This is a genomic window from Nocardioides sp. CCNWLW239 (assembly GCF_037137035.1).
In the GTDB taxonomy this organism is placed as follows: Bacteria; Actinomycetota; Actinomycetes; order Propionibacteriales; family Nocardioidaceae; genus Nocardioides.
In genome coordinates this window covers 24,301-43,992 of record NZ_JBBBNW010000009.1, presented here as the reverse complement: position 1 = coordinate 43,992, position 19,692 = coordinate 24,301, and the positions used below count along the sequence as shown (strand labels likewise).

Genomic DNA, 19,692 nt, shown 5'->3' with positions numbered 1-19,692 from the left:
AACCCGAGGAGACGTACGTGTCGAGGAAGCTGCTCAGCATCGCAGCCGTCCTCTTCGCGACCCCTCTGGCGGGCTGCGGGTCCGGCGATCCGACGACCAGCAGCCCTGGCCCGAGCCCGTCGACCTCCGCTCCTACCGGGGCCGCCGGCCCGTGCCTGTTCGAGCCCGGTCAGGTCGCCAGCGCCATCCCCGGCACCTGGGAGCACAGCGCCGACGCGGACGTGTGCACCTACACCAGCGACCGCGGCGCCATCTTCGTGACGACCCTGGTCGACACCTCCGTCGAGGCCGGGCTCGACGCCAGCCGTGCCGACTGCATCACCTCCCCCGCACCCGTCGAGATCGGCGAGCGCGCCTTCGTGTGCGTCGAGAAGCACTCCGACGGCGACCTCGTCGTCGGCAACGTCGCCGTCGACAGCCGCCTCTGGTCCCTGGTCATCGTCCCCGACGACGGTCTCCACGACGCCGAGCTCCGCGCGATGGGCCGGCTGGTCGAGATGATCGCCGCCCCCTGACCCTCCCCGCGCCGAAGAGTCAGTTCTTGCCGGCGAGAAGTCAGTTTCCGGGCACTCCCGAGGCTGCCTTCTCGGCGTCGAAAAGTGCCGTCTCGGCGCCAATTTCTGACTTCTCGGCGTCGATTTTCGGGTCGGTGCTTGACCTTGACGCAGCGTCAGGGCTGCACGCTTCTTGCACGGCCCCAGACAGGGAGCCGACACCGAAAGCACCGAACCGAAGGAGCACCGTCATGAACAACATCCTCAGCCGCCTCGTCGGGGACAAGAAGGACTGGAAGCGCATGGAGGCCCGTGCGGCCGAGCTGCCGGCCGACTACCGGGCCGTCTACGCCGAGATGAAGAGCTACATGTGGCGGTTCACCGCCGGCGACGGCATGGACATCGTCGAGATCCTCCGCGAGGTCCTGGACCTGTTCGAGACCGAGGCGGCCGCCGGTCGCAGCGTCGTCGAGGTCACCGGGAACGATCTGGCTGCGTTCTGCGACGCCCGGCTGCCCGAGCAGCAGGACGTCTACCGCGACAAGCTGCGGGCCACGCTCAACGAGGTCGCCCGGAAGCTGGCGTGAGCCGGTGGGTCAGGGCAGGTCGAGGAAGGCGTACTGGGCGACCTTGTGCGGGAGCTGCACGACCGGGCCCCGTTTGAATCCGTAGTCGTCGAGCCGGGCGAGGGAGGCCTCGTTGGTGGCGTCCGGCTCGACGACGATACGGCGGGCGCCGGACGGGGTGATGACCTCCTCGATGAAGAAGGCGAGGACGGTCTCGGTCCGGCCCTGGCGGGTCGGGGTGTCGGCCAGGAAGAGGTGGGCACCGATGTCGCCGGGGCGGCGGTCGTAGAAGGTGCCGAGCTCGTCGACCTCGGGGTCCCAGGTCTGGAACAGGGCGACCGGCTCGCCGTCGATCTCGACGATGTACGCCGCCAGATGAGGTTGTTCCTGCAGCCAGGTGTAGATCTCCTCGATCTCCTCGCGCGGCTTCTCGACCATGCCCCAGAACTTGGCGCGATCGTCCTGCAGCCAGCCGCACAGCAGGTCGATGTCGGCCGAAGGCTCCAGGTCGCGGATCGTCAGGACCGGTTTCGTCAGGGGCATGTCGTCTCCTCGGTGAGCAGGGACCAGTCGGTGACGACACGTATGGCGCCACCGGCGGCCCACGCGTCGTGCTGGTCGATGTGGTGGGGGCTGTCCGGGTCTCCGCTGGCGCCCAGCGGTACGACCCATCGGCTGTTGTCGGGTTCGGCCAGGTCCCAGGCGTAGCGGGCGACCGAGCCACGCACGGTCACCGTGGTGCCCGGGATCCAGGCGTTGCAGCGGACCGTGTCGGTGTCGCCGGGCAGAGGGGTGGCGGGCGCGGTCCGGGGGTGCGGGAGCTCGAACTGCTCCAGCGCGTGCAGCGGCCAGAACCGGTGGTTCTCCGGCCACGGGGCCGATGCCGAACCCGGCTCGAGCACGGCTGTGGCCGCCTCCGCGACCAGCTCACGCAGGTCCAGCCCGAAGGGCTTCTCGGCGGCCAGGATGACGTGCAGCGCGCCGCCCACCCGAGCCGGCAGGCTGAACCACGGCTCGTAGAGCGGCCCGTGGTCCGAGGGCTCCCGCAGCGGCGCGAGCGTCGGTGCCGCGCAGATCCGGTCGACCACCTCGGCGCGCAGCGCGGCGTACCAGGCCGCGCCCGGCGATCCGTCCATCGCCCCGTCCCACTCGGCGAGCACCGGCGGCCGCAGGTCGGCCGGGACCAGCGCCAGCAGCGGCCCGCCGGCACGCTGCACGGTGTCGGCGAGCACCGCGACCGCCTGCTCCGCGTCGAGCGTTCCGGCGGCGTCGAGGAGCTGTCCGATCCGCTGCGCCCGGAACGGCGGCGCGAACCCGGTCGCCAGCACGTCGAACTCCGGCATGCACCGGTCGTTGGCGGTCACCACGGCGCCGCCAGCGGAAGCCGTACGCCGCGGGAGCGGGTCGACCCAGCCCGTCCACTCCCCTGCCTCGTCACGGGTGGGCACCCGGCCGCCGACACGGTGAACGACGTGACCGGCCTCGTCGGCGATCACCCAGTTGTTCACCGGCTCGACCCAGCGCTCCACCGCCGCCTCCACGTCGGCGACGGAACGCGCCCGCAGCAGCGGCAGCAGCGCGCCGAAGCCGAGGTCCCCCAGCTCGTGGCCAGGCGTACGCAGCCCCTGGCCCCAGCCCTCCTCCGGATCGTCGAGGACCACCGGCCCGCGCTTGGTCTCGAGGATCTCGACCTCGACCGGCTCCTCGCCGCGGACGAGCACCGTCTCCGTGCTCCGCCGCACCACGTCGCCGCCCCCTCGCAGGTCGACGCGGTAGAGGTCCTGGTAGTCGGCCATCGCGTTGGTGATCCCCCACGCGACCCGGCCGGCGTGCGCGAAGTGCTGCACGCCCGGGACGCCGGGGAAGGTCATCCCGACCACGTCGAAGGTGTCGTCGGGATCGGTGCACGCCAGCCGGACCTGGAGGTAGACGTTGGGCGCCTCGAAGACCCGGTGCGGGTCACCGGCCACCAGCGGCAGACCCGAGCGGGTGCGGCGGCCGCCGACGGCGTACGCGTTGGATCCGCCGGACAGGCCTTCGGTGCGGAACAGCTCCGCCTCGGCACCGAGCACCCGCGAGGCCCGGGCTCCGAAGAGCTTCGAGGGGAACGAGCCGAAGAGGATCTGCTGCACCCAGAACACCGCGAGCGGCGTCCACGGCTGCCAGGTGCCCGGTGCCGGGCCGAGCCCGTCGGGCCCGTCGAGCTCGACGCAGGAGGTCTCCGCGAGCCCGGCGCGGACGCCGTCGACGTACGCCGTCAGGAACTCCTGCGTCTCCTCGTCGAGTCCGGCGTAGGCCGAGCGCGCGACCGCCGCGATCCGGGCGCGGCGCGCGAAGGTGTCCCACTCGAGCCCGGCCGGGCCGAGCAGCTCGGCGGTCCGGCCCTCACCGCGCAGCCGCTCGATCTCGAGCTGCCAGGCGCGGTCCCGCGCGGTGGCCCGGCCCTGGAGCCGGGCCACCTCGGTCAGCGAGGCACCCCGCACGTGCGGGATGCCCCACTCGTCGCGAAGCAGTGTCATGCGACCGGGTTGGCGAGCGTGCCCGCGAAGATGAGCGACTCGGCCTGGTCGGTGATGTCGACCATCTGCAGCGTGTTGCGCAGCTGCAGGCGGTTGAGGCACGAGTGGCGGAAGCGCGGGCGCAGGAAGTCGTAGCGCGCGACCGCGTCGGCCAGCTCGGGGTGGTCGGCGGCGTGATCGACGATGCACGCCCGGGCCTCGGCCCAGAACTCGGTCTCCGGCAGCACGCCCTCATCATCGAGGATCGCGGCGACGTAGCGCAGCACTCCGTCGAAGACGTCGGTGTGGATGGCCAGCGCCTTCACATCGTCGGGGAAGGAGCCGCGGATGCGGGAGACCTCCTCCGGCAGCGGCAGGTCGCCCATCACCGCCACCTCCTCGCCGATGTCCTTCATGAACATCCGCACCGGGACGTGGTCCCGCAGCACCATCACCAGGTTCTCGCCGTGCGGCATGAAGGCCAGGTCGTACGCCAGCAGGCAGTGCACCAGCGGCCGCAGGTAGGCGTCGAGGTAGCTGCGCACCCACTCCCGGGCGGGCAGGCCGGAGGCACGGACCAGCTCGGCCGCGTACGAGGCACCCGAAGCGTCGCGGTGGAGCAGCGCCGCCATGGTCGCGCACCGCTCGCCCGCGGAGAGCCGCGGCACCGGCGACTCGCGCCACAGCGCGGCGATCATCTTCCGGTAGGGCGACGGGTTCGGCAGGGCGTGGAAGATGTCGCCGGTCCAGCCGATCGAGGCCAGCTCGCGCAGCACTCCGAACCCGCGCTCCTTCAGCTCCGCGTCGCTCTCGACGAGGTCGGCGACCCAGTCGTTGATGACCGGCGTCGCGGCCATGTAGGCCGGCGAGAGCCCGCGCATGAAGCCCATGTTCTGGATCGACAGCGCGGTCTTCACGTAGTGCCGCTCCGGGCGGCTGGTGTTGAAGTAGGTCCGGATCGACTGCTGCGGACGGTGAACGTCCTCCCCCGACCCGACCAGCACGATCCGGCGCGCCGCGACGTCGGCCGCGAAGGTGACCGCCAGCTTGTGGCGCCACTGCCACGGGTGCACCGGCAGGTAGCGGAACCCCTCCGGGTCGAGGCCCAGCCCGCGCAGCTTCGCCGCGAACCGGGCCAGCGTGGCCTCACCGAGCTCGGCCGCGTAGAGGCTGTCCTCATCCTCGCCGCGCCCCAACGCCAGGTGGGACTGCTCCCGGGAGACAGCCACCCACAGCAGGCTCAGGTCGTTGCTCGTCTCCGGCGCCCAGCGGGCGTGGTCGTCGATGTCGAAGCCGATCCGGCCGTTGTTGGCGACGAAGGCAGGGTGGCCCTCGCTCATCGCGCCCTCGACGCTCTGGTGGTCGGCGTCGACCAGGTCGGCCGCGGTCAGCGTCTGGTGCTCGAGCTTCCAGCAGGCCGAGGCGATCGTGGCCGCCAGCTCCTCCAGGTAGGTCGGCAGCAGCGTGTCCGGGATCCCGAGGTCTGGCGCGAACTCGGCGACGAACGCCTGCGCGTCGACCTCGGCCTCCTCGCCGCCGGTCGTACGGACGATCGAGTCCGCGTCCACCACCCAGTGCTCGAGCTGGAAGCGGCGCGCGGTGAACGCGTAGGTCGAGGTCGGCCCCTGGAGCTCCCAGCCATTGTCGGTAGCCACAGGTGCGAGCATCCGCTCGTGGCTGAACTCCGCGATCGCCTTGGCGACCAGGTGGCGGTGGGCGACCCGCAGGTTCTCCGGTCGCAGGTGGGCGGCGGCGTACATCTCCCGGGTGCAGACCGAGAGCATCGCGGTCTTCTCACCGATGTTGATCTCGCGCAGCTCGACGAAGCCCGCCTCGGTGTTCTTGCGGCGGATCGGCTCGTTGCGTACGTCGGGCTCGACCACCACACGACGCACCCCGGGGTCGGCGAAGCAGTGCCGCATGACCGCCCGGAAGACCCGGGTCGTGTAGCCGGAGACGGGCTCGCCGACTGTGTCACCGGTTGGCGGCGCGACCAGGATGTGCATGCCCAGGTCGCCGTCGGCCAGATCGGGCAGGTGGGTGATCCCGGCGAGCTCGCTGTGGGCCGGGTCGTAGGTCTCGACCAGGAACGCCGGCACGCCGTCGACCCGGCCGAGCCAGGCGTCGTGGTGCGGGTGAACGGCGATTCGCGCATACTCCGCGGCGACGTCCTCCAGCGTGGCGTCGAGCATCATCCAGTACGCCGAGCGCGGGTGGGTCACCCAGGAGTGGACGGTGGCGAGGTGGGCCTCGATCTCGAGCGGTTCGATCGTGATCCTCATCGGTTCTCCTCCGTCGTCTGGCCAGGCTGAATCTTGAATCGGTCGGGCACACCGAACTCCTGGAAGGCGACCCGCTTCTCGACCGGGTAGGGCTCGCGGCCGAGGATGGCGGCGAGGATCACGGAGCTGCGGTACGCCCCCATGCCGAGGTCGGGGGCGACGAAGCCGTGGGTGTGCTCTTCACCGTTCTGCACCCAGATCTCGCGGTCGGCGGTGTCGACCGAGAAGGTCGGGCTGGCCGCGTAGCGACCCTGCGAGTCGAGACGGATGCGGTCGCGGACGGGCTCGAGGAAGGACGGGATGCCGGCCCGATAGCCGGTCGCGAGGACCAGCGCCTCGGTCGCCATCTCGTAGTCCTCCTCCTGCTCCACGTGGTGGAGGGCGAGGTGGTAGCCGTCGTCGGTGCGGGTCACGCCGCGCACCTCGGTGTTGCTGAGCAGCGTCGTCTCGGCGGGAGCACCGATCGACCGGGTGTAGAGCGCCTCGTGGATCGCGTCGATCGTGTCGCCCGAGATGCCCTTGTAGAGGCTCTGCTGCGACTTGAGCAGCCGGTCGCGCTTCTCGGACGGAAGTGCCTGGAAGTAGGCGGAGTACTCCGGTGAGGTCAGCTCGAGGGTGAGCTTGGTGTATTCCATCGAGAAGAACCGCGGGCTGCGGGTCAGCCAGGCCAGCTGGTAGTCGTGGTCGGGCTGGGCGGTCAGCAGGTCGAGGTAGACCTCGGCGGCCGACTGGCCGCTGCCGACCACGGTGATGCTGCGCCGGGACACGAGCTCGTCGCGACGGGCCAGATACTCGGAGCTGTGCAGCGCCGGCCCCGCGGCCGCCACGGCCTCGGCCGCGCACTCCGGGACACGAGGGCTGGTCCCGGTCCCGAGCACCAGCCGCCGGGTCCGGTGCCGCTGCGTTTGATCGCCTTGGCTGGAGGCGGTGGTGACGACGTACGTCTCGCCGTCGTGCTCCACGGAGGTGACCTGCTGCCCGAAGCGAACGGAGCCGAGCTGCGAGGCGACCCACTGGCAGTACTGGTTGTACTCACGCCGGTGGGGCAGGAAGTTCTCGCGGATGTAGAACGGGTAGATCCGGCCGGTCTGCTTGAGGAAGTTGAGGAAGCTGAACCGCGAGGTCGGGTCGGCCATGGTCACCAGGTCCGCGAGGAACGGCACCTGCAGGGTGGCCTCGTCGAGCATCATGCCCGGGTGCCAGTCGAACTGGTCACGGCCCTCGAGGAAGAGGCAGTCGAGCTCGTCGATCGGGTCGGCGAGAGCGGCCAGGCCCAGGTTGAACGGGCCGAGGCCGATGCCGATCAGGTCATGGATGCGGGCCGATCGGTCGGTGAACACAGTGGTGGGTTCGGTCATCGGACGACCTCCGGAACGGCACGGCCCAGGGAAAGACCCAGCGCACGAACCTGCTCGATGATGTCGAGCACGTCGGTGACGGTGGCCTTGGGGTTGAGCAGGGTGAGCTTGAGGAACTGACGGCCGTCGACCTTGGTCGCGGCCACGACCCCGCGGCCGCCGCTCCACATCTCGGCGCGGATGCGGCGGTTGAGGTCGCCGACGGCGTCCTCGTCGAGGCGTGGGTCGGCGTAGCGGAAGACGACCGTGGAGAGCTGCGAGGGCGTGATGACTTCGATGTCCGGCTGCACGCTGAGGATGTCGTAGACCTCGCGAGCCAGGTCGATCACGGTCTCCAGGTAGGCACCGATCTGGTCGGCACCCATCGTGCGCAGGGTCAGCCACAGCTTGAGCGCGTCGAAGCGGCGGGTGGTCTGCAGGGACTTGTCGACCTGGTTGGGGCTCGTAGACTCCCGCGGGTTGAGGTAGTCGGCGTACCAGGACGCGTGCTGCATGGTGGCCAGGTCGCGGACCAGCAGGGCGCTGGAGGAGACCGGCTGGAACCAGGTCTTGTGGTAGTCGATCGTGATCGAGTTCGACCGCTCGATGCCGTCGAGCAGATGGCGATACCTCGGCGAGGCGAGCAGGCCACCGCCGTACGCCGCGTCGACATGGAACCACACGTTGAAGTCCTGGCAGGCGTCGGCGATGGCGTGGAGCGGGTCGATGATCCCGAAGTCGGTGGTGCCCGCGGTGGCGACGACCGCGGCCGGCACCAGACCGTCGACGATGCACTCGTCGAGCGCGGCGCGCAGCGCGACCACGTCCATCCGGTGCTCGGCATCGGTCGGGATCGCGATCGCGGCCGCGTCGCCCATGCCGAGCAGACGGGCCGACTTGGCGATGGAGAAGTGGCTGTCCGCGGAGGTCAGGAAGCGCAGCCGGTCCAGAGGTACGCCGCGGCGCTCCGCCTCTCCCCGGGCCAGGAGCAGCGCCTGCAGGTTGGACTGGCTGCCGCCGCTGGTGAAGACGCCGTCGCGGGTCGCCTCGGGGTAGCCGGCACGAGCGGCGGTCCAGTCGATGAGACGACGCTCCATGAACGTGCCGCCGACGGACTGGTCGAAGGTGTCCATCGAGGTGTTGACGGCCGCGATCAGCAGCTCCCCGACGAGGGAGGGGATCACGACCGGGCAGTTCAGGTGCGCAGCATAGGAGGGATCGTGGAACCAGACCGCGTCCTCGAGCCACAGCCGGCTGACCTCGGCCAGCGCCGCGGCGCTGTCGACGAGGGGACTGTCCAGGTCGACCTCGGCGACCGGCTCGGCGGCGGCCGCTGGCGAGATCCCGGTGGTGGGGCCCTCGAGGGTGGCGAGCCGGTCGACGAGCAGCCTGATCGCTTCGGTGATTCCGCTGGTGTACTCACGAGCATTGTCGGGGTGGAACAGATGCTCCAGGTGCGGTGCGCTCACTGGTCTCCTTCGACACGGGGGTGGTTAGGTAAGGCGAACCTAAGTGAGGCTACCCTAATCGTATTCCCGTCAGACAGGCGGATCAGAGAGAGGACGATCACACCCGTGCCGCACTCCCCCACCCAGGCCGCTCGCGTGCTCGTGGGCTTTGCCTTCGCCTCGCTCGGCAACGGCCTCACCCTGCCGTTCCTGTACGTCTACATGGCCCAGGTCCAGGACCTCGGGTCATCGACGGCGGGCTGGATGTTCGCCTGGATGGGAGTGGTCGGTCTGCTCGCCGCCCCCGGGGTCGGAGCTCTTCTCGACCGCTTCGGCCCTCGACTCGTCCTGATCGGCGCACTGGTCGTGGAGTCGGTCTCGATCGGGTCGCTCGGCTTCGTCGACGGCACCGTGCCGACGATGGCGGTGCTCGCCGGCGTGGTCGTGGGCGCCTCCCCGCTGTGGCCCGGCACCACGACCATGCTGGCCGGGATGGTCCCGGCCGCCGACCGCGAGCGCGCCTACGGCTTCGCCTTCCTGGGGCTGAACGCGGGCATCGGCCTGGGCGGCCTGGTGAGCGCGTTCCTCATCGACGTCGAGCGACCGGAGACCTTCCAGGTGCTCTACCTGTGCGACGCCGCCGCCTACCTCATGTACGCCGCGGTCCTGGCGCTGCTGGTCCGCTCGCCCGCCCGCCCCACCCAGGACGACGCGGACGATGCGACCGCCGGCTCCTGGGGCGAGGTGCTCCGGGACCGGCGGGCGGTGGCCCTGGTCGGCTGCGGGGTGCTCGCGGTGACCTTCGGCTACGGGCAGCTCGAGGCCGGCGCGACCGCCTATGCCGTGGACGTAGCCGGTGTCCCGGCCACCGCTCTCGGCTGGGCCTTCGCCGCCAACGCCGCCGTGATCGTCTGCGGGCAGTTCGTCCTGCTGCGGCTCACGTCCGGGTGGCGGCGTACGACCGCGCTGGCGTGCGCCGTGCTGACCTGGTCGCTCGCGTGGAGCGTGCTGGCGGCCGCGGACCTGATGCCGGTCGCGGGCGCGGTGGCCGCCGTCGTGATCGGTCTGGCGATCTTCGGCCTCGGCGAGACGCTGTGGGCACCGGTCGTGACCGGGCTGGCGAACACCATCGCCCCCGACCACCTGCGGGGCCGCTACAACGCCTCCCTCGGGCTCACCCTGACCCTCGGCCAGATCCTCGGACCCGCGCTGGCCGGCTCCCTCATCGGCAGCGGCCTCGGTCATCTGTGGGCCTTCGTCGTGATCGGCGGCACCCTCACCGCTGGTCTGGTGCTGACCAGGCTCCGGTTCCTGCTCACCGACGCCGAGGACCGCACCCAGGAACCCGAGACCGCCGGGGAGCCGGTCGGCGTCGAGTAGCGGCGTCAGATCAGGCCGGTCTCCTGCGCGACATGGATGGCACGCGACCGGCTGTCGACGTCGAGCTTGGTGAAGATGTGGGCGAGGTGGCTCTTCACGGTGGCCTCGGTGACGAAGAGCGTGCGAGCGATCTCGCGGTTCGTGGCGCCTCGGGCGAGGTGGCGCAGCACCTCGGTCTCTCGGTCGGTGAGCCGTGGCCGCAGGCTCCGCATGCCCTTCAGCACCCGCGCGGCCAGGTCCGGGGCGAGAACCGTCTCGCCGGCGGCCGCACGGCGGATCCCCTCGACGATGACCTCCGGGTCGACGTCCTTGAGGAGATAGCCGGCCGCCCCGGCCTCGATCGCCCCGAGCACCTCGGCGTCGCGGTCGAAGGTGGTCAGGATCAGCACGGCCGGGGCCGGGTCGAGGGCCCGCAGCGCGCTCGTGGTCCGGATCCCGTCGATCCCGCTGCCGAGGCGCAGGTCGCACAGCACGACGTCCGGGCTGAGCTCGGCGGCGAGCGCGATCGCCTCCTCGCCCGTCGCCGCCTCGCCGACCACCCGCACCGCGTCGCCGGCGTCGATGACCGCCCGCAGCCCGCTGCGGACCACGGGGTGGTCATCGACGAGGAGCACCGTGGTCATCGCACCCGCTCCTCGCTGTGGATCGGCAGGTGAGCGGAGACCGCCGTGCCCTCGCCGGGCGTGCTCTCCACGTCGAGGCCGCCGCCGAGCTCACGCAGGCGGTCCCGCATGAACCGCAGTCCATAGCTGGACGACCCGGCGCCCGACTCCTGCTCCCAGCGGGCGACGTCGAAGCCGGCACCGTCGTCGCTGATGTCCAGGCGCACGGCGTCGTGGTCGTCGGTCAGCGTGAGCACGGCCCGGGACGCACCCGCATGGAGACGTACGTTGGCGAGCGCGGACTGGGCGGTGCGCAGCAGCGCGACCTCGACGTCGGTGCGCAGGATCGGCAGCGTGTCGTCGACATGGAGCTCGACGAGCAGCCCGGTCTCGTCGTGCACGCGGTCGAGCATCCGCCGCAACGCCGAGGCGAGCGCGGAGTCCTCGAGCTCGGCGGGTGCCAGCGCCGCCACGATCCGGCGTACGTCGGCCAGGCTGTCACCCGCCAGCGCCTCGACCTGCGCGAACGTCCGCGACGACTCCGGGTCTGTCGTGCGGCCGCCGCCGGCATGGCTGAGCAGCCGGATCGAGGAGAGCGCCTGGGCGATCGTGTCGTGGATGTCGCGCGAGATCCGGGTGCGCTCGGCGATCACGCCCGAGTGTCGCTGGGCGAGGGCGAGCTCGTCCTGCAGGTCTGCCATCTCCCGCTGTGCGGTGGTCAGCGAGGCCACGAGCCGCTCCCGCTCGTCCGCGTCGCGGAGGAGCTGGAGATAGCCCCGGGAGATGCCGAAGGCGAAGACGCCGCCGATGAGCGGGCCGAAGACCTCGGCGTACCTGATGTCTCCGCCGTGGACGATCGGGGCGACGACCACGACCCCGAGCACCAGCGCCGAGAGGAGCAGGCCCCACCGCAGCGGCAGGAGGTGGCCGGCGAGCAGCCACAGCATGAAGGCGAGCCAGACGAACTCGACCGAGACCGCGACGGCGCCGACCCAGACGGCGGCGAAGCCGATCAGCCAGCACACCTGAACCCGGTGCGATCGGGTGCGGGTGGCCAGGACCGTGCCGGCGGCGTCCCAGGCGATGATCAGGAGCCCCGTGGGGACGGCGACGGAAGGCGCGACACCGTCGCCGATCGCCCGGCTGACGCCGATCGAGGTCAGCACGACGGCCATCACGTGCTGGCCGGCCGCCATCGCTCGCCTGGTCGACCGGGCGGACGTCGACCCCGAGCCGGCCGACCGCCCCCACGGCATGTGCACGACGCTCATGTCGTCGATTCTCTCCCGAGACGCCCGTTCGAACCGCGCGGCCACCAGATCCGGTCGCCGACGAGGCCGAAGAGCGCCGGCACGATCACGGTGCGCACCACCAGCGTGTCGACGAGCACGCCCACCCCGACGATCAGCCCGAGCTGCCCCAGGACCACCAGCGGGAGCACCCCGAGCGCGGCGAAGACCGCGGCGAGCACGATGCCCGCACTGGTGATGACGCTGCCGGTGTGGGCGACCGCCTCGACCATGCCGGCCCGGGTGCCGACCTTCGCCGACTCCGCGCGCGCCCGGTGGACGAGGAAGATCGTGTAGTCGACACCCAGCGCGACCAGGAACAGGAACGCCAGGATCGGCACCTGCAGGTCCAGCGCCCGCTGGTCGAAGATCACCCGGCTCAACCAGGCGCCCGCCCCGATCGCGGCGGCGGCGCTGGCGAGGTTGACGCCGAGCAGCAGCACCGGTGCCACCAGCGAGCGCAGCAGCACCAGGAGCACCAGGAAGCTCACGGCGAGCACGAGCGGTGCGACCAGCAACAGGTCCCGCTCGCTTCCCTCGCGGGCGTCCAGCTCCGTCGCGACCGCCCCACCGACGAGCGCGTCCGCGCCTGGGACAGGGTGGACGGCTTCGCGCAGCTCGGCGATCTGGTCGAGGCTCCTCGCCGTGCCCGGCGAGTAGGCGCTGGTCACGGCGATCTCGGTGAGCGACCCGTCATCGTTCGTCCCGACCGGGTGGGCGCGTACGACGCCCTCGACCTCGCCCGCGACGGCGACCACCTCGTCGGCGGCCGCACTGGTCGCGACGACCTGGATCGGCTGCGCCTCGCCCGCCGGAAAGTGCGCGGCGAGCGTCTCCAGACCGGCGGCCGACTCGGACTGCACCCGGAACTTCTCGACCTGGTCGAGCCCGACCGAGGTGCCGAACAGGCCGGTGGCCATCACCGCGAGGAGCGCCAGGCCACCGAGGAGGCTCGCCGCCGGCCGCTTCGCGACCCTCGAGGCGACCGCACGCCACCAGCGCCCCTGGACGCGGGAATCACCTGGCCGCGGGATGAACGGCCAGAACAGCCGGCGGCCGCACACCGCGAGGAACGGTGGCAGCACGAACAGCACCGCGACGACGGCGACGAGCAGGCCGATCGCCGCCGGGACGCCGAGGCCGCGCGTCGTCGGGATCACCGCGAAGGCCAGGGCCAGCAGGGCGAGCACGACCGTCACGTTCGACGCGACCACCGCGGCGACGGTCTTCCGCCAGGCGAGGCTCAGCGCCGCTCGGTCGTCGTCGGTCTCCTGCAGCTCCTCGCGGTAGCGGGAGATCAGCAGCAGCGCATAGTTCGTGCCCGCTCCGAACACCAGCACGCTGATGATGCCGGCGTCGAACTCGAGACCCCACAGCGCGCCCGCGGCGGCCGTGAGCCGGGCGGCGAGGCCGTCCGCGAGCGCGACCACGATCAGCGGGACCAGCCACAGCACCGGTGACCGGTAGGTGATGACCAGCAGGAGCGCGACGATCAGCACGGTCACCAGCAGCAGCGTGACGTCCGCGCCGTCGAACGCGGAGGCCATGTCGGCGCCGAACGCGGGCCCACCGGTGACCTCCAGGGTGATCCCGTCGGGAGCCTCTCCGTCGATGTCGGTACGCAGCGCCGCGATCGCCGGCGCCGTCTCGGCGTCGTCGGCACCGACCGTGATCGGCGCCGACATCACCGCTGCCCTCCCGTCCGCGCTGACCACCGGCTCGGACGCGCCGGCGGCCTCGCCGACCGGGAGGAGCCCGTCGAGATCGGCCGCGGTGAGCTCACCGCCGTCGGCACGCGTGGCGACGACGAGCGCGGCCTGACGATCCGCGCCGGGGAACCCCTCCACCAGTTCGCTCACCTGCGTCGACTCCGATCCGGCCGGCGCCTGCCCTCCTCGCTCCGGCGCCTGCGCGCCGCCGAGGAGCCCGAAGAGCGCGACCATCACGACCACCGCGACCCCGAGCGCCACCCACGCTCCTCGCCGTGAGGTCAACCTGTCTGAGAAGCGTGGAGGGGTGTCCGTCCGTGTGCGAACCAGGGAATCTGCCATGCCACCAACCTCACCAGCGGTGGCGTCGCCGATCATCGCGAACAAGGCTGAGACGGGAATCAGCCGAATGGCCGATGTCCTGCGCCGTGGCCCGGCGTCGCCCGCCGTGGATCAGGTGCCGACCACCGCTTTCGAATCAGGTGTTCAAGGGGCGCAGACCGATCTCGGTCAGCCGCCGGCCGCGACGTCGGAGCAGGTCCTGGAAAGCGGCCGCGAGCGTCGAGGGCTTGCGGTCGAGCCAGCAGGCGCCGATGTGACGTACTGCCTCGGGGTCGGTCAGCGGCACCTCGACACAGCCCGCGGCCCCGTGCGGGTCGCGGGGTGCCAGGCTGACGCCGAGACCGGCCGATACGAGCCCTCGGAGGGTGGCGAGGTCGTCGCCCTCGAAGCCGATGGCCGGCGTGACTCCACTGGCCAGGGCGAGGTCCTCGAGCAACGTACGCATCCCGTAGCCGCGCTTCATGCAGATGAACGTCTCCTCGGCGGCCTCCGCGAAGCTCACCCGGGCACGGGTCGACAGCCGGTGGCCCGTGGGTACGACCAGGACCAGCGGCTCGGTGTGCAGCCGCCACCGGCGTAGGCCGGGCTCCTCCTCGAGCGGCGAGATCAGCGCGATCTCGGCGGTGCCGTCGGTGACGGCCGCCAGGCATCGCGGGCGCGAGGTCTGGATCAGGTCGACGGAGGCACCCGGGTGCTCCTGGAGGAAAGCCTTGACCAGCGCCGGCACGACCCGTTCCCCGAGAGTGCTCTGGAACGCGAGGGCGATCCGCCCACGGGCACCGGACTCCTGGGCCTGCACCGCCTCGATGCCCGCCGTGGCGGCCGCGACCGCCGCGGCGGCGTGCGGTGCGAGCGCCTGCCCCGCCCTGGTGAGGCGCAGCCCCCGTCCGTGCCGCTCGACCACGTCGACCCCGAGCTCTCGACCCAGGCGCGCAAGCATGCGGCTCACCGTGGGCTGCGGCATCTGCAGCAGGTCGGCGGCGGCGAGGGTCTGTCCCGTCTCGGCCAGAGCAGCGAGAGCGGGGAGCATCGGCAGGATGTTTCGAGCGGCGGCATCCACACCCGCATCCTATGCATAGACGCATTCTTGATGAAGCATTCATGCATTGGACGCATGATCCGGTGCTCCCTAGCGTGATCTGGGTGAACGAGCAGGCAGCGACCGGAGCGGCACCGAGGCGTGTGCTGGTCGCGCTCGTCGCGATCGGGATGACGACGTTCGTGCAGCTCTACTTCCCTCAGGCCCTGATCCCGGCGATCAGCCGCGACTTCGCGGTCGATGCCTCCCAGGCCGCCCTGACCGTCTCCGGCGCGACGATCGGGCTCGCCGTAGCCGCGCTCGCGTGGTCGTGGGTCGCCGACCGGATCGGCCGCGCCAAGGCGATGACGATCGCCATCGTCTCAGCGGCGGTGATCGGGCTGGCGCTGCCGTTCGCACCGTCGTTCCCCGTGCTCGTCGTCCTCCGCGTCGCTCAGGGCATCGCGCTGGGCGGCACCCCGGCACTGGCTCTCGCCTACCTGAACGAGCAGGTCGGTCGCCGGGAGGTCATGGCTGCCGGCGCGACGTACATCTCCGGTACGGTCGTCGGCGGCCTGGTCGGTCGACTGATCGCCGCTCCCGTCGCCGACGTGAGCGACTGGCGCGTGGCGGCGCTGGTGGCCGGCGGGGTCAGCGCGATCGGCGCCGTCGTCGCAGTCACCGCTCTTCCCCGCAAACGCCCGGCGACGACGATGGCGGCGACTCCACCACGCGGGGTGTGGCCGGGGATGATCGTCAACCTCACCGACCCTCGCCAGCTGGCGCTCTACGCGCAGGCCTTCTTCCTCATGGGCGCACAGGTGGCGGTCTTCAACTACCTCGGCTACCGGCTCGAGCGGGAGCCGTTCGGCCTGCCACCGGCGCTGACCGCGGTGATCTTCCTCGCCGGGCTCTCCGGTGCGGTCTCGGCCCGGTTGGCGGCCACGCTCGCCGAACGCTTCGGCCGCCGCCGCGTCCTCCTCGCTTCGTCGGCAGCCATGGTCGCCGGAGCGGTGCTGACGATCCCCGACCGGCTGGCGTCGGTGCTGATCGGCCTGCTGGTGTTCGCCACGGCCTACTTCTGCGCACACTCGATCGCCTCCGGCTGGGTGGGCCCGATGGCGACCAGCGGCATCGCGCAGGCCACGTCGCTCTACACGCTGTTCTACTACACGGGCTCGAGCCTCTTCGGCTGGCTCGGCGGCCTCGCCTTCGCGGCCGGGTGGGCCGGCACCGCGAGCATGGTCATCGCGATCGTGCTGGTCGCGTACGTCGCCGCCCGCATGCTTCTTCCCGGCAGCGCCGACGAGGTCGGCGGGCGAACCGGCTGCCCCTCAGGTCGACGAGCGACCGGCCTCAGCGGGTCCGCGACACGAACCCCGTCCGAGCGACCGGGTCACGGATGAGGTTCCCACGACGCTCAGGCTCCCGCGGAATCCAGATCGTCCTGCGCGGTGTCGCTCAGCAGACCACGGAGTCGGGCAGCACGGATCGCGTCGGCCCGGTTCGAGACGCCCAGCTTGCGGTAGAGGGTGCGCAGCTGGGTCTTCACCGTGTTGGGTGAGACATGGAGGCCGGTCGCGATGCTGCGTACGCTCTGGTGGTCTGCGAGACGTTCGAGGACGATCATCTCCCGATCGCTCAGATCCACCGGCTCGTCGAACGCGAACAGGGATTCCCACACCGTCTCCAGATGCGCCAGATGAGCTGACGATGCCGCGTCCAACGTCATCCCGGTGGCCCGGTCGAGCACGTATCTCAGATCGTCGGACCCGACCCGCACGTACGGCCAGACGAGGCGATTGCGCGCACCGGTCACGATCGCGGTCTCGATGCACCGGTCGGCGGTCTCCTGGTCACCTAGGCCCCGATGGGCAAGCGCGAGGATCAGATGCGCGATGACAGCGAACCGGCCGCGGTCACCGGCAACGGGCTCGAGCCTCGCCGGTAGCTGAGTGATCACGTCCTCGAACCGACCGAGCCCGAGCAGCACCCGTGCGCGAGAGAGCGCGTCGCTGATCGGATCCGCACGTGGCGGCGCCGCGTCGAGAAGCGCGAGAGCACCATGAGGGTCGCCCTCGTCGAGGAGCAGCTCAGCGCGAGCCTGGATGATCACGTGCTGCTCTGCCACGCTCAGCGGGTGGCCGCGGAGTGCGATCTCGGCGAGGTCGAGCTCTTGGAGGGCGACCTTCGGCCTGCGCAGGGCTTGGAGGGCGATGACGCGTGACTCCAGCTCGACCAGGGACACCACCAGCGGATCGTCGAGCACCATCGGCGACTCGGAGAGCAACTGCCGGAGCGCCTCGACGTCGAGGGAATGCAGTGCGCGAGCGAACTGGAGCGGCCGCGAGATCGCCGACCCCCGTTCCGGCAGAGCCTCCCGGCTGGCGCCGATGTGGCGCCACCAGAGACCCGGGTCGTCGACGTACCAATGAACCAGCTCTTCGCAGTCGGCAGCGAGTGCAGCGAGCCGGGGCCCGCCGCCGACCGTGGCAGCCGCGCCGGCCTCGGCGAACAAGGCCAGCGCCTCTTCGAGTCGGTCCGAGGTGGTGGCGGTGATGCCGGCGTGGATGCGGAGCACGGCGTTGGCCAGATCGCTCGCGGGTGGATCGGCGAGGCACTGCTGGAGCTTGGCCTCGGCCTCGTGATGCCGGCCCGCTGAGCGGTCCTCGACGGCACGCAGGACCGCGATCATGGTGCGACAGTCGTCGGCGTGAGGGTCGCTCGACGCAACCGGCTCAGGTCCGTCCGCCTCGACCTTCTCGGCCAGGCGTTTCTCGGCGCGGTCGAGATATCGCTGCGCCAGCTGCCGGTCGCGTGCCGCGACCGGGATCGCGCGGTCGCGCTGAGCCATGTCGATCAACGCACGTGCCCGAGCGATCCAGAGCTCGGCGGACACATCGACCTCGCGCACCCGGGCGAACAGGTCATGGATCATCCCCGCGGGGACGTCGTCCAGACGGAGCCATTCCTCCGTCAAGACCTCCAGCAGCTCGGCCCGGAAAGGATCTCCCTCCGCGACGGAGATCGCGTCACCGAGCAACCCCCGGTCGCGCATCGCCACCATCGCGGCTCGCACCAGGTCCACCTGGCGACCGATGGTGAGATCCGCCGAGAATCGCCTGCGCATCGCAGCACGTATCGCGGGCGGAAAACCGACGGTGTCGGGTCCGGATCCTGGGGTCAGGAGCTCAGCGTCCTGCATCGCTCGAAGTGAGAAGGGACTGTAGGAGTCGCTCCCACCCACGACATCCAAGGCAGATGTGGTGAGCTCCCCCGCGTGACCCATCACCAGGAGCCTCTCCCACATGCTCCAGTAGGCGCTGTCGGCCGAAGCAACGGCTGACAGGTCGGAGGCGGCCCGGTCGCAACCTTCGGCAAGCACCGACGAGTCGCAGCGTCCGCGCTCTGCGAGCACCTGGATCACCGCATCGACGAACACGGGATAACCGGCGGTCGCCTCCACGACAGCGGCCGCGTCACCGTCCGAGATCCCGACTCCGTTCTCCGCCGCCCATTCCCGCAGCTCCGCATGCGTGAAGCGGAGGGCGCGGCCGGCGACCACGGCGTCCGGACTGATCGCGGCCGAGCGCAGACCCGCCGGCCACCCGACCCCGGTCATCACCACCATCCGGGCGCGTGGCCAGGTTCGCCGGCACTCCACCGCGACGTCGACCGCCGCTTCGGCGTCGTAGTCGAGCACGATGACGTCGGGGGCGAACGACGAGCTCGTCGTCGACCGCTCGACCCGTGTCGTGCTGTCGACCCACGTCGCGTGCTGTCCCGTCGCGTCGAGCCACTGCTGGATCATGGTCCTTCGGCCGCTGCCGTGCGGTCCGTACACCAGGGCGACACCGCCCGGGTCGAGACTGACCAGTGGCTCGAGCAGACGCTGTCGCGTCAGTGTCTCATCGGATTTGGTCGTGCCGTCGTGCATCAATGCGCAGAGCCCCCACTTGCGTCGTCGCGGCACTGAGCGCCGCGAGCCCATCGTACGGTCAACCGGACGAGACGCTGTTCATCCTCAGAACTCCCCGAGATCGACGTCGACTGCGCGATAGTCGTCGAAGGCGACCCTCACGTCTCGCCCCCAGGAATGAGTAGTGAGAACTGGTCCGTGCCGACGAGCGCCGGCGTCGTCCCTCATGAATGGTCTCCCTTTTCGGCAGGCGTCGGGCACATGACATGCAGGTGAGGGGCCGGGAGCCTGCGTCCCTACCTCGCTCTCCATCGCCGATCACTCAAAACGCGCGAGCTGCCAGCGTTGGCCGGGGTTCCGATGCGTTCGCCGCAGTCTGCGACGAATCCAGCGTCTAATGACGGAATCGCTGACTTCAGTCTCATGACGATGGACGGCTACCCCCACCTGATCGATGACACCATCTGAGACTCAGCCAAGCGGTTCGGGGGCATCCTGGGGCATCTGAGCCCGAAGTGGAGCCCGGATAGGATGCGGACGATGACGAAACAGGGTCCTGACCTGGCGAAACAAGGTGGTGGACGCAAAGGGACTCGAACCCCTGACATCCTCCTTGTAAGGGAGGCGCTCTACCAACTGAGCTATGCGTCCGAAGCGCCCCAAGACTACGCGATCAGGGGCTGACCCGACGAACCGGGCCGTAAATGGAAGTTGAGCCGCTGACGTCTCGGGTCATCAGCGGCTCAACACTTAAAGAGTAGATCCCACCCAGGGCATCAGAAAAGGGGTGTAACCACCCTGTTAACAC

At 70.7% G+C, this 19,692-nt stretch carries 14 protein-coding genes and 1 tRNA gene; 4 read left to right on the top strand and 11 right to left on the bottom strand.

What is annotated here, in order from left to right; genetic code table 11:
• The first annotated feature begins 17 nt into the window (after window positions 1-17).
• On the top strand, window positions 18-515 hold the full coding sequence (locus WBG06_RS24875; protein WP_336740252.1) for a hypothetical protein: 498 nt from the start codon (window positions 18-20) through the stop codon (window positions 513-515).
• 230 nt (window positions 516-745) lie between these two features.
• On the top strand, window positions 746-1,081 hold the full coding sequence (locus WBG06_RS24870; protein ID WP_336740250.1) for a DUF1048 domain-containing protein: 336 nt from the start codon (window positions 746-748) through the stop codon (window positions 1,079-1,081).
• Between the two features lie 9 nt (window positions 1,082-1,090).
• Here the strand turns inward: WBG06_RS24870 and WBG06_RS24865 are convergent, their stop codons facing one another.
• The 5 genes from WBG06_RS24865 to WBG06_RS24845 are packed head-to-tail and all read right to left on the bottom strand — an operon-like array spanning window position 1,091 to window position 8,646.
• A complete protein-coding gene (locus tag WBG06_RS24865) occupies window positions 1,091-1,603 on the bottom strand; it encodes a GNAT family N-acetyltransferase (RefSeq protein WP_336740248.1) in 513 nt (170 codons plus the stop codon).
• Window positions 1,594-3,579, bottom strand: a complete 1,986-nt coding sequence (locus WBG06_RS24860) for a penicillin acylase family protein (protein WP_336740247.1) — start codon at window positions 3,577-3,579, stop codon at window positions 1,594-1,596. Before WBG06_RS24860 ends, WBG06_RS24865 begins: the two co-directional genes overlap by 10 nt.
• The gene (locus WBG06_RS24855) at window positions 3,576-5,840 is read right to left on the bottom strand and encodes a GNAT family N-acetyltransferase (RefSeq protein WP_336740245.1); all 2,265 of its coding nucleotides are present in this window, start codon (window positions 5,838-5,840) and stop codon (window positions 3,576-3,578) included. Before WBG06_RS24855 ends, WBG06_RS24860 begins: the two co-directional genes overlap by 4 nt.
• Window positions 5,837-7,198: a lysine N(6)-hydroxylase/L-ornithine N(5)-oxygenase family protein gene (locus WBG06_RS24850; protein WP_336740243.1), complete on the bottom strand. Its 1,362-nt coding sequence runs from the start codon at window positions 7,196-7,198 to the stop codon at window positions 5,837-5,839. Before WBG06_RS24850 ends, WBG06_RS24855 begins: the two co-directional genes overlap by 4 nt.
• Entirely contained in the window at window positions 7,195-8,646 is a 1,452-nt protein-coding gene (locus WBG06_RS24845) for a pyridoxal phosphate-dependent decarboxylase family protein (protein ID WP_336740241.1), read from the bottom strand. The genes WBG06_RS24850 and WBG06_RS24845 overlap by 4 nt, the downstream gene beginning before the upstream one ends.
• Before the next feature lie 105 nt (window positions 8,647-8,751).
• Between WBG06_RS24845 and WBG06_RS24840 the strand changes: the two genes are divergently transcribed.
• Window positions 8,752-10,005: an MFS transporter gene (locus WBG06_RS24840; protein WP_336740239.1), complete on the top strand. Its 1,254-nt coding sequence runs from the start codon at window positions 8,752-8,754 to the stop codon at window positions 10,003-10,005.
• A gap of 5 nt (window positions 10,006-10,010) precedes the next feature.
• Here the strand turns inward: WBG06_RS24840 and WBG06_RS24835 are convergent, their stop codons facing one another.
• From WBG06_RS24835 to WBG06_RS24820, 4 genes are all read right to left on the bottom strand, one after another.
• The gene (locus WBG06_RS24835) at window positions 10,011-10,628 is read right to left on the bottom strand and encodes a response regulator transcription factor (RefSeq protein ID WP_336740237.1); all 618 of its coding nucleotides are present in this window, start codon (window positions 10,626-10,628) and stop codon (window positions 10,011-10,013) included.
• The gene (locus WBG06_RS24830; RefSeq protein WP_336740234.1) at window positions 10,625-11,878 is read right to left on the bottom strand and encodes a sensor histidine kinase; all 1,254 of its coding nucleotides are present in this window, start codon (window positions 11,876-11,878) and stop codon (window positions 10,625-10,627) included. The genes WBG06_RS24835 and WBG06_RS24830 overlap by 4 nt, the downstream gene beginning before the upstream one ends.
• A complete protein-coding gene (locus WBG06_RS24825; protein ID WP_336740232.1) occupies window positions 11,875-13,866 on the bottom strand; it encodes an MMPL family transporter in 1,992 nt (663 codons plus the stop codon). The genes WBG06_RS24830 and WBG06_RS24825 overlap by 4 nt, the downstream gene beginning before the upstream one ends.
• Window positions 13,867-14,083: 217 nt before the next feature.
• On the bottom strand, window positions 14,084-15,007 hold the full coding sequence (locus tag WBG06_RS24820) for a LysR family transcriptional regulator (RefSeq protein ID WP_336740230.1): 924 nt from the start codon (window positions 15,005-15,007) through the stop codon (window positions 14,084-14,086).
• A gap of 83 nt (window positions 15,008-15,090) precedes the next feature.
• Here WBG06_RS24820 and WBG06_RS24815 point away from each other — a divergent pair, with 83 nt between their 5' ends.
• Window positions 15,091-16,371, top strand: a complete 1,281-nt coding sequence (locus tag WBG06_RS24815; protein WP_336740228.1) for an MFS transporter — start codon at window positions 15,091-15,093, stop codon at window positions 16,369-16,371.
• Window positions 16,372-16,385: 14 nt separating this feature from the next.
• On the opposite strand, the gene WBG06_RS24810 is transcribed toward WBG06_RS24815, so the two are convergent.
• Complete coding sequence (locus tag WBG06_RS24810) at window positions 16,386-18,776, bottom strand: helix-turn-helix transcriptional regulator (RefSeq protein ID WP_336740226.1); 2,391 nt, start codon at window positions 18,774-18,776, stop codon at window positions 16,386-16,388.
• Between the two features lie 683 nt (window positions 18,777-19,459).
• Window positions 19,460-19,535: transfer RNA gene (locus WBG06_RS24805), tRNA-Val, on the bottom strand.
• Window positions 19,536-19,692 lie beyond the last annotated feature (157 nt).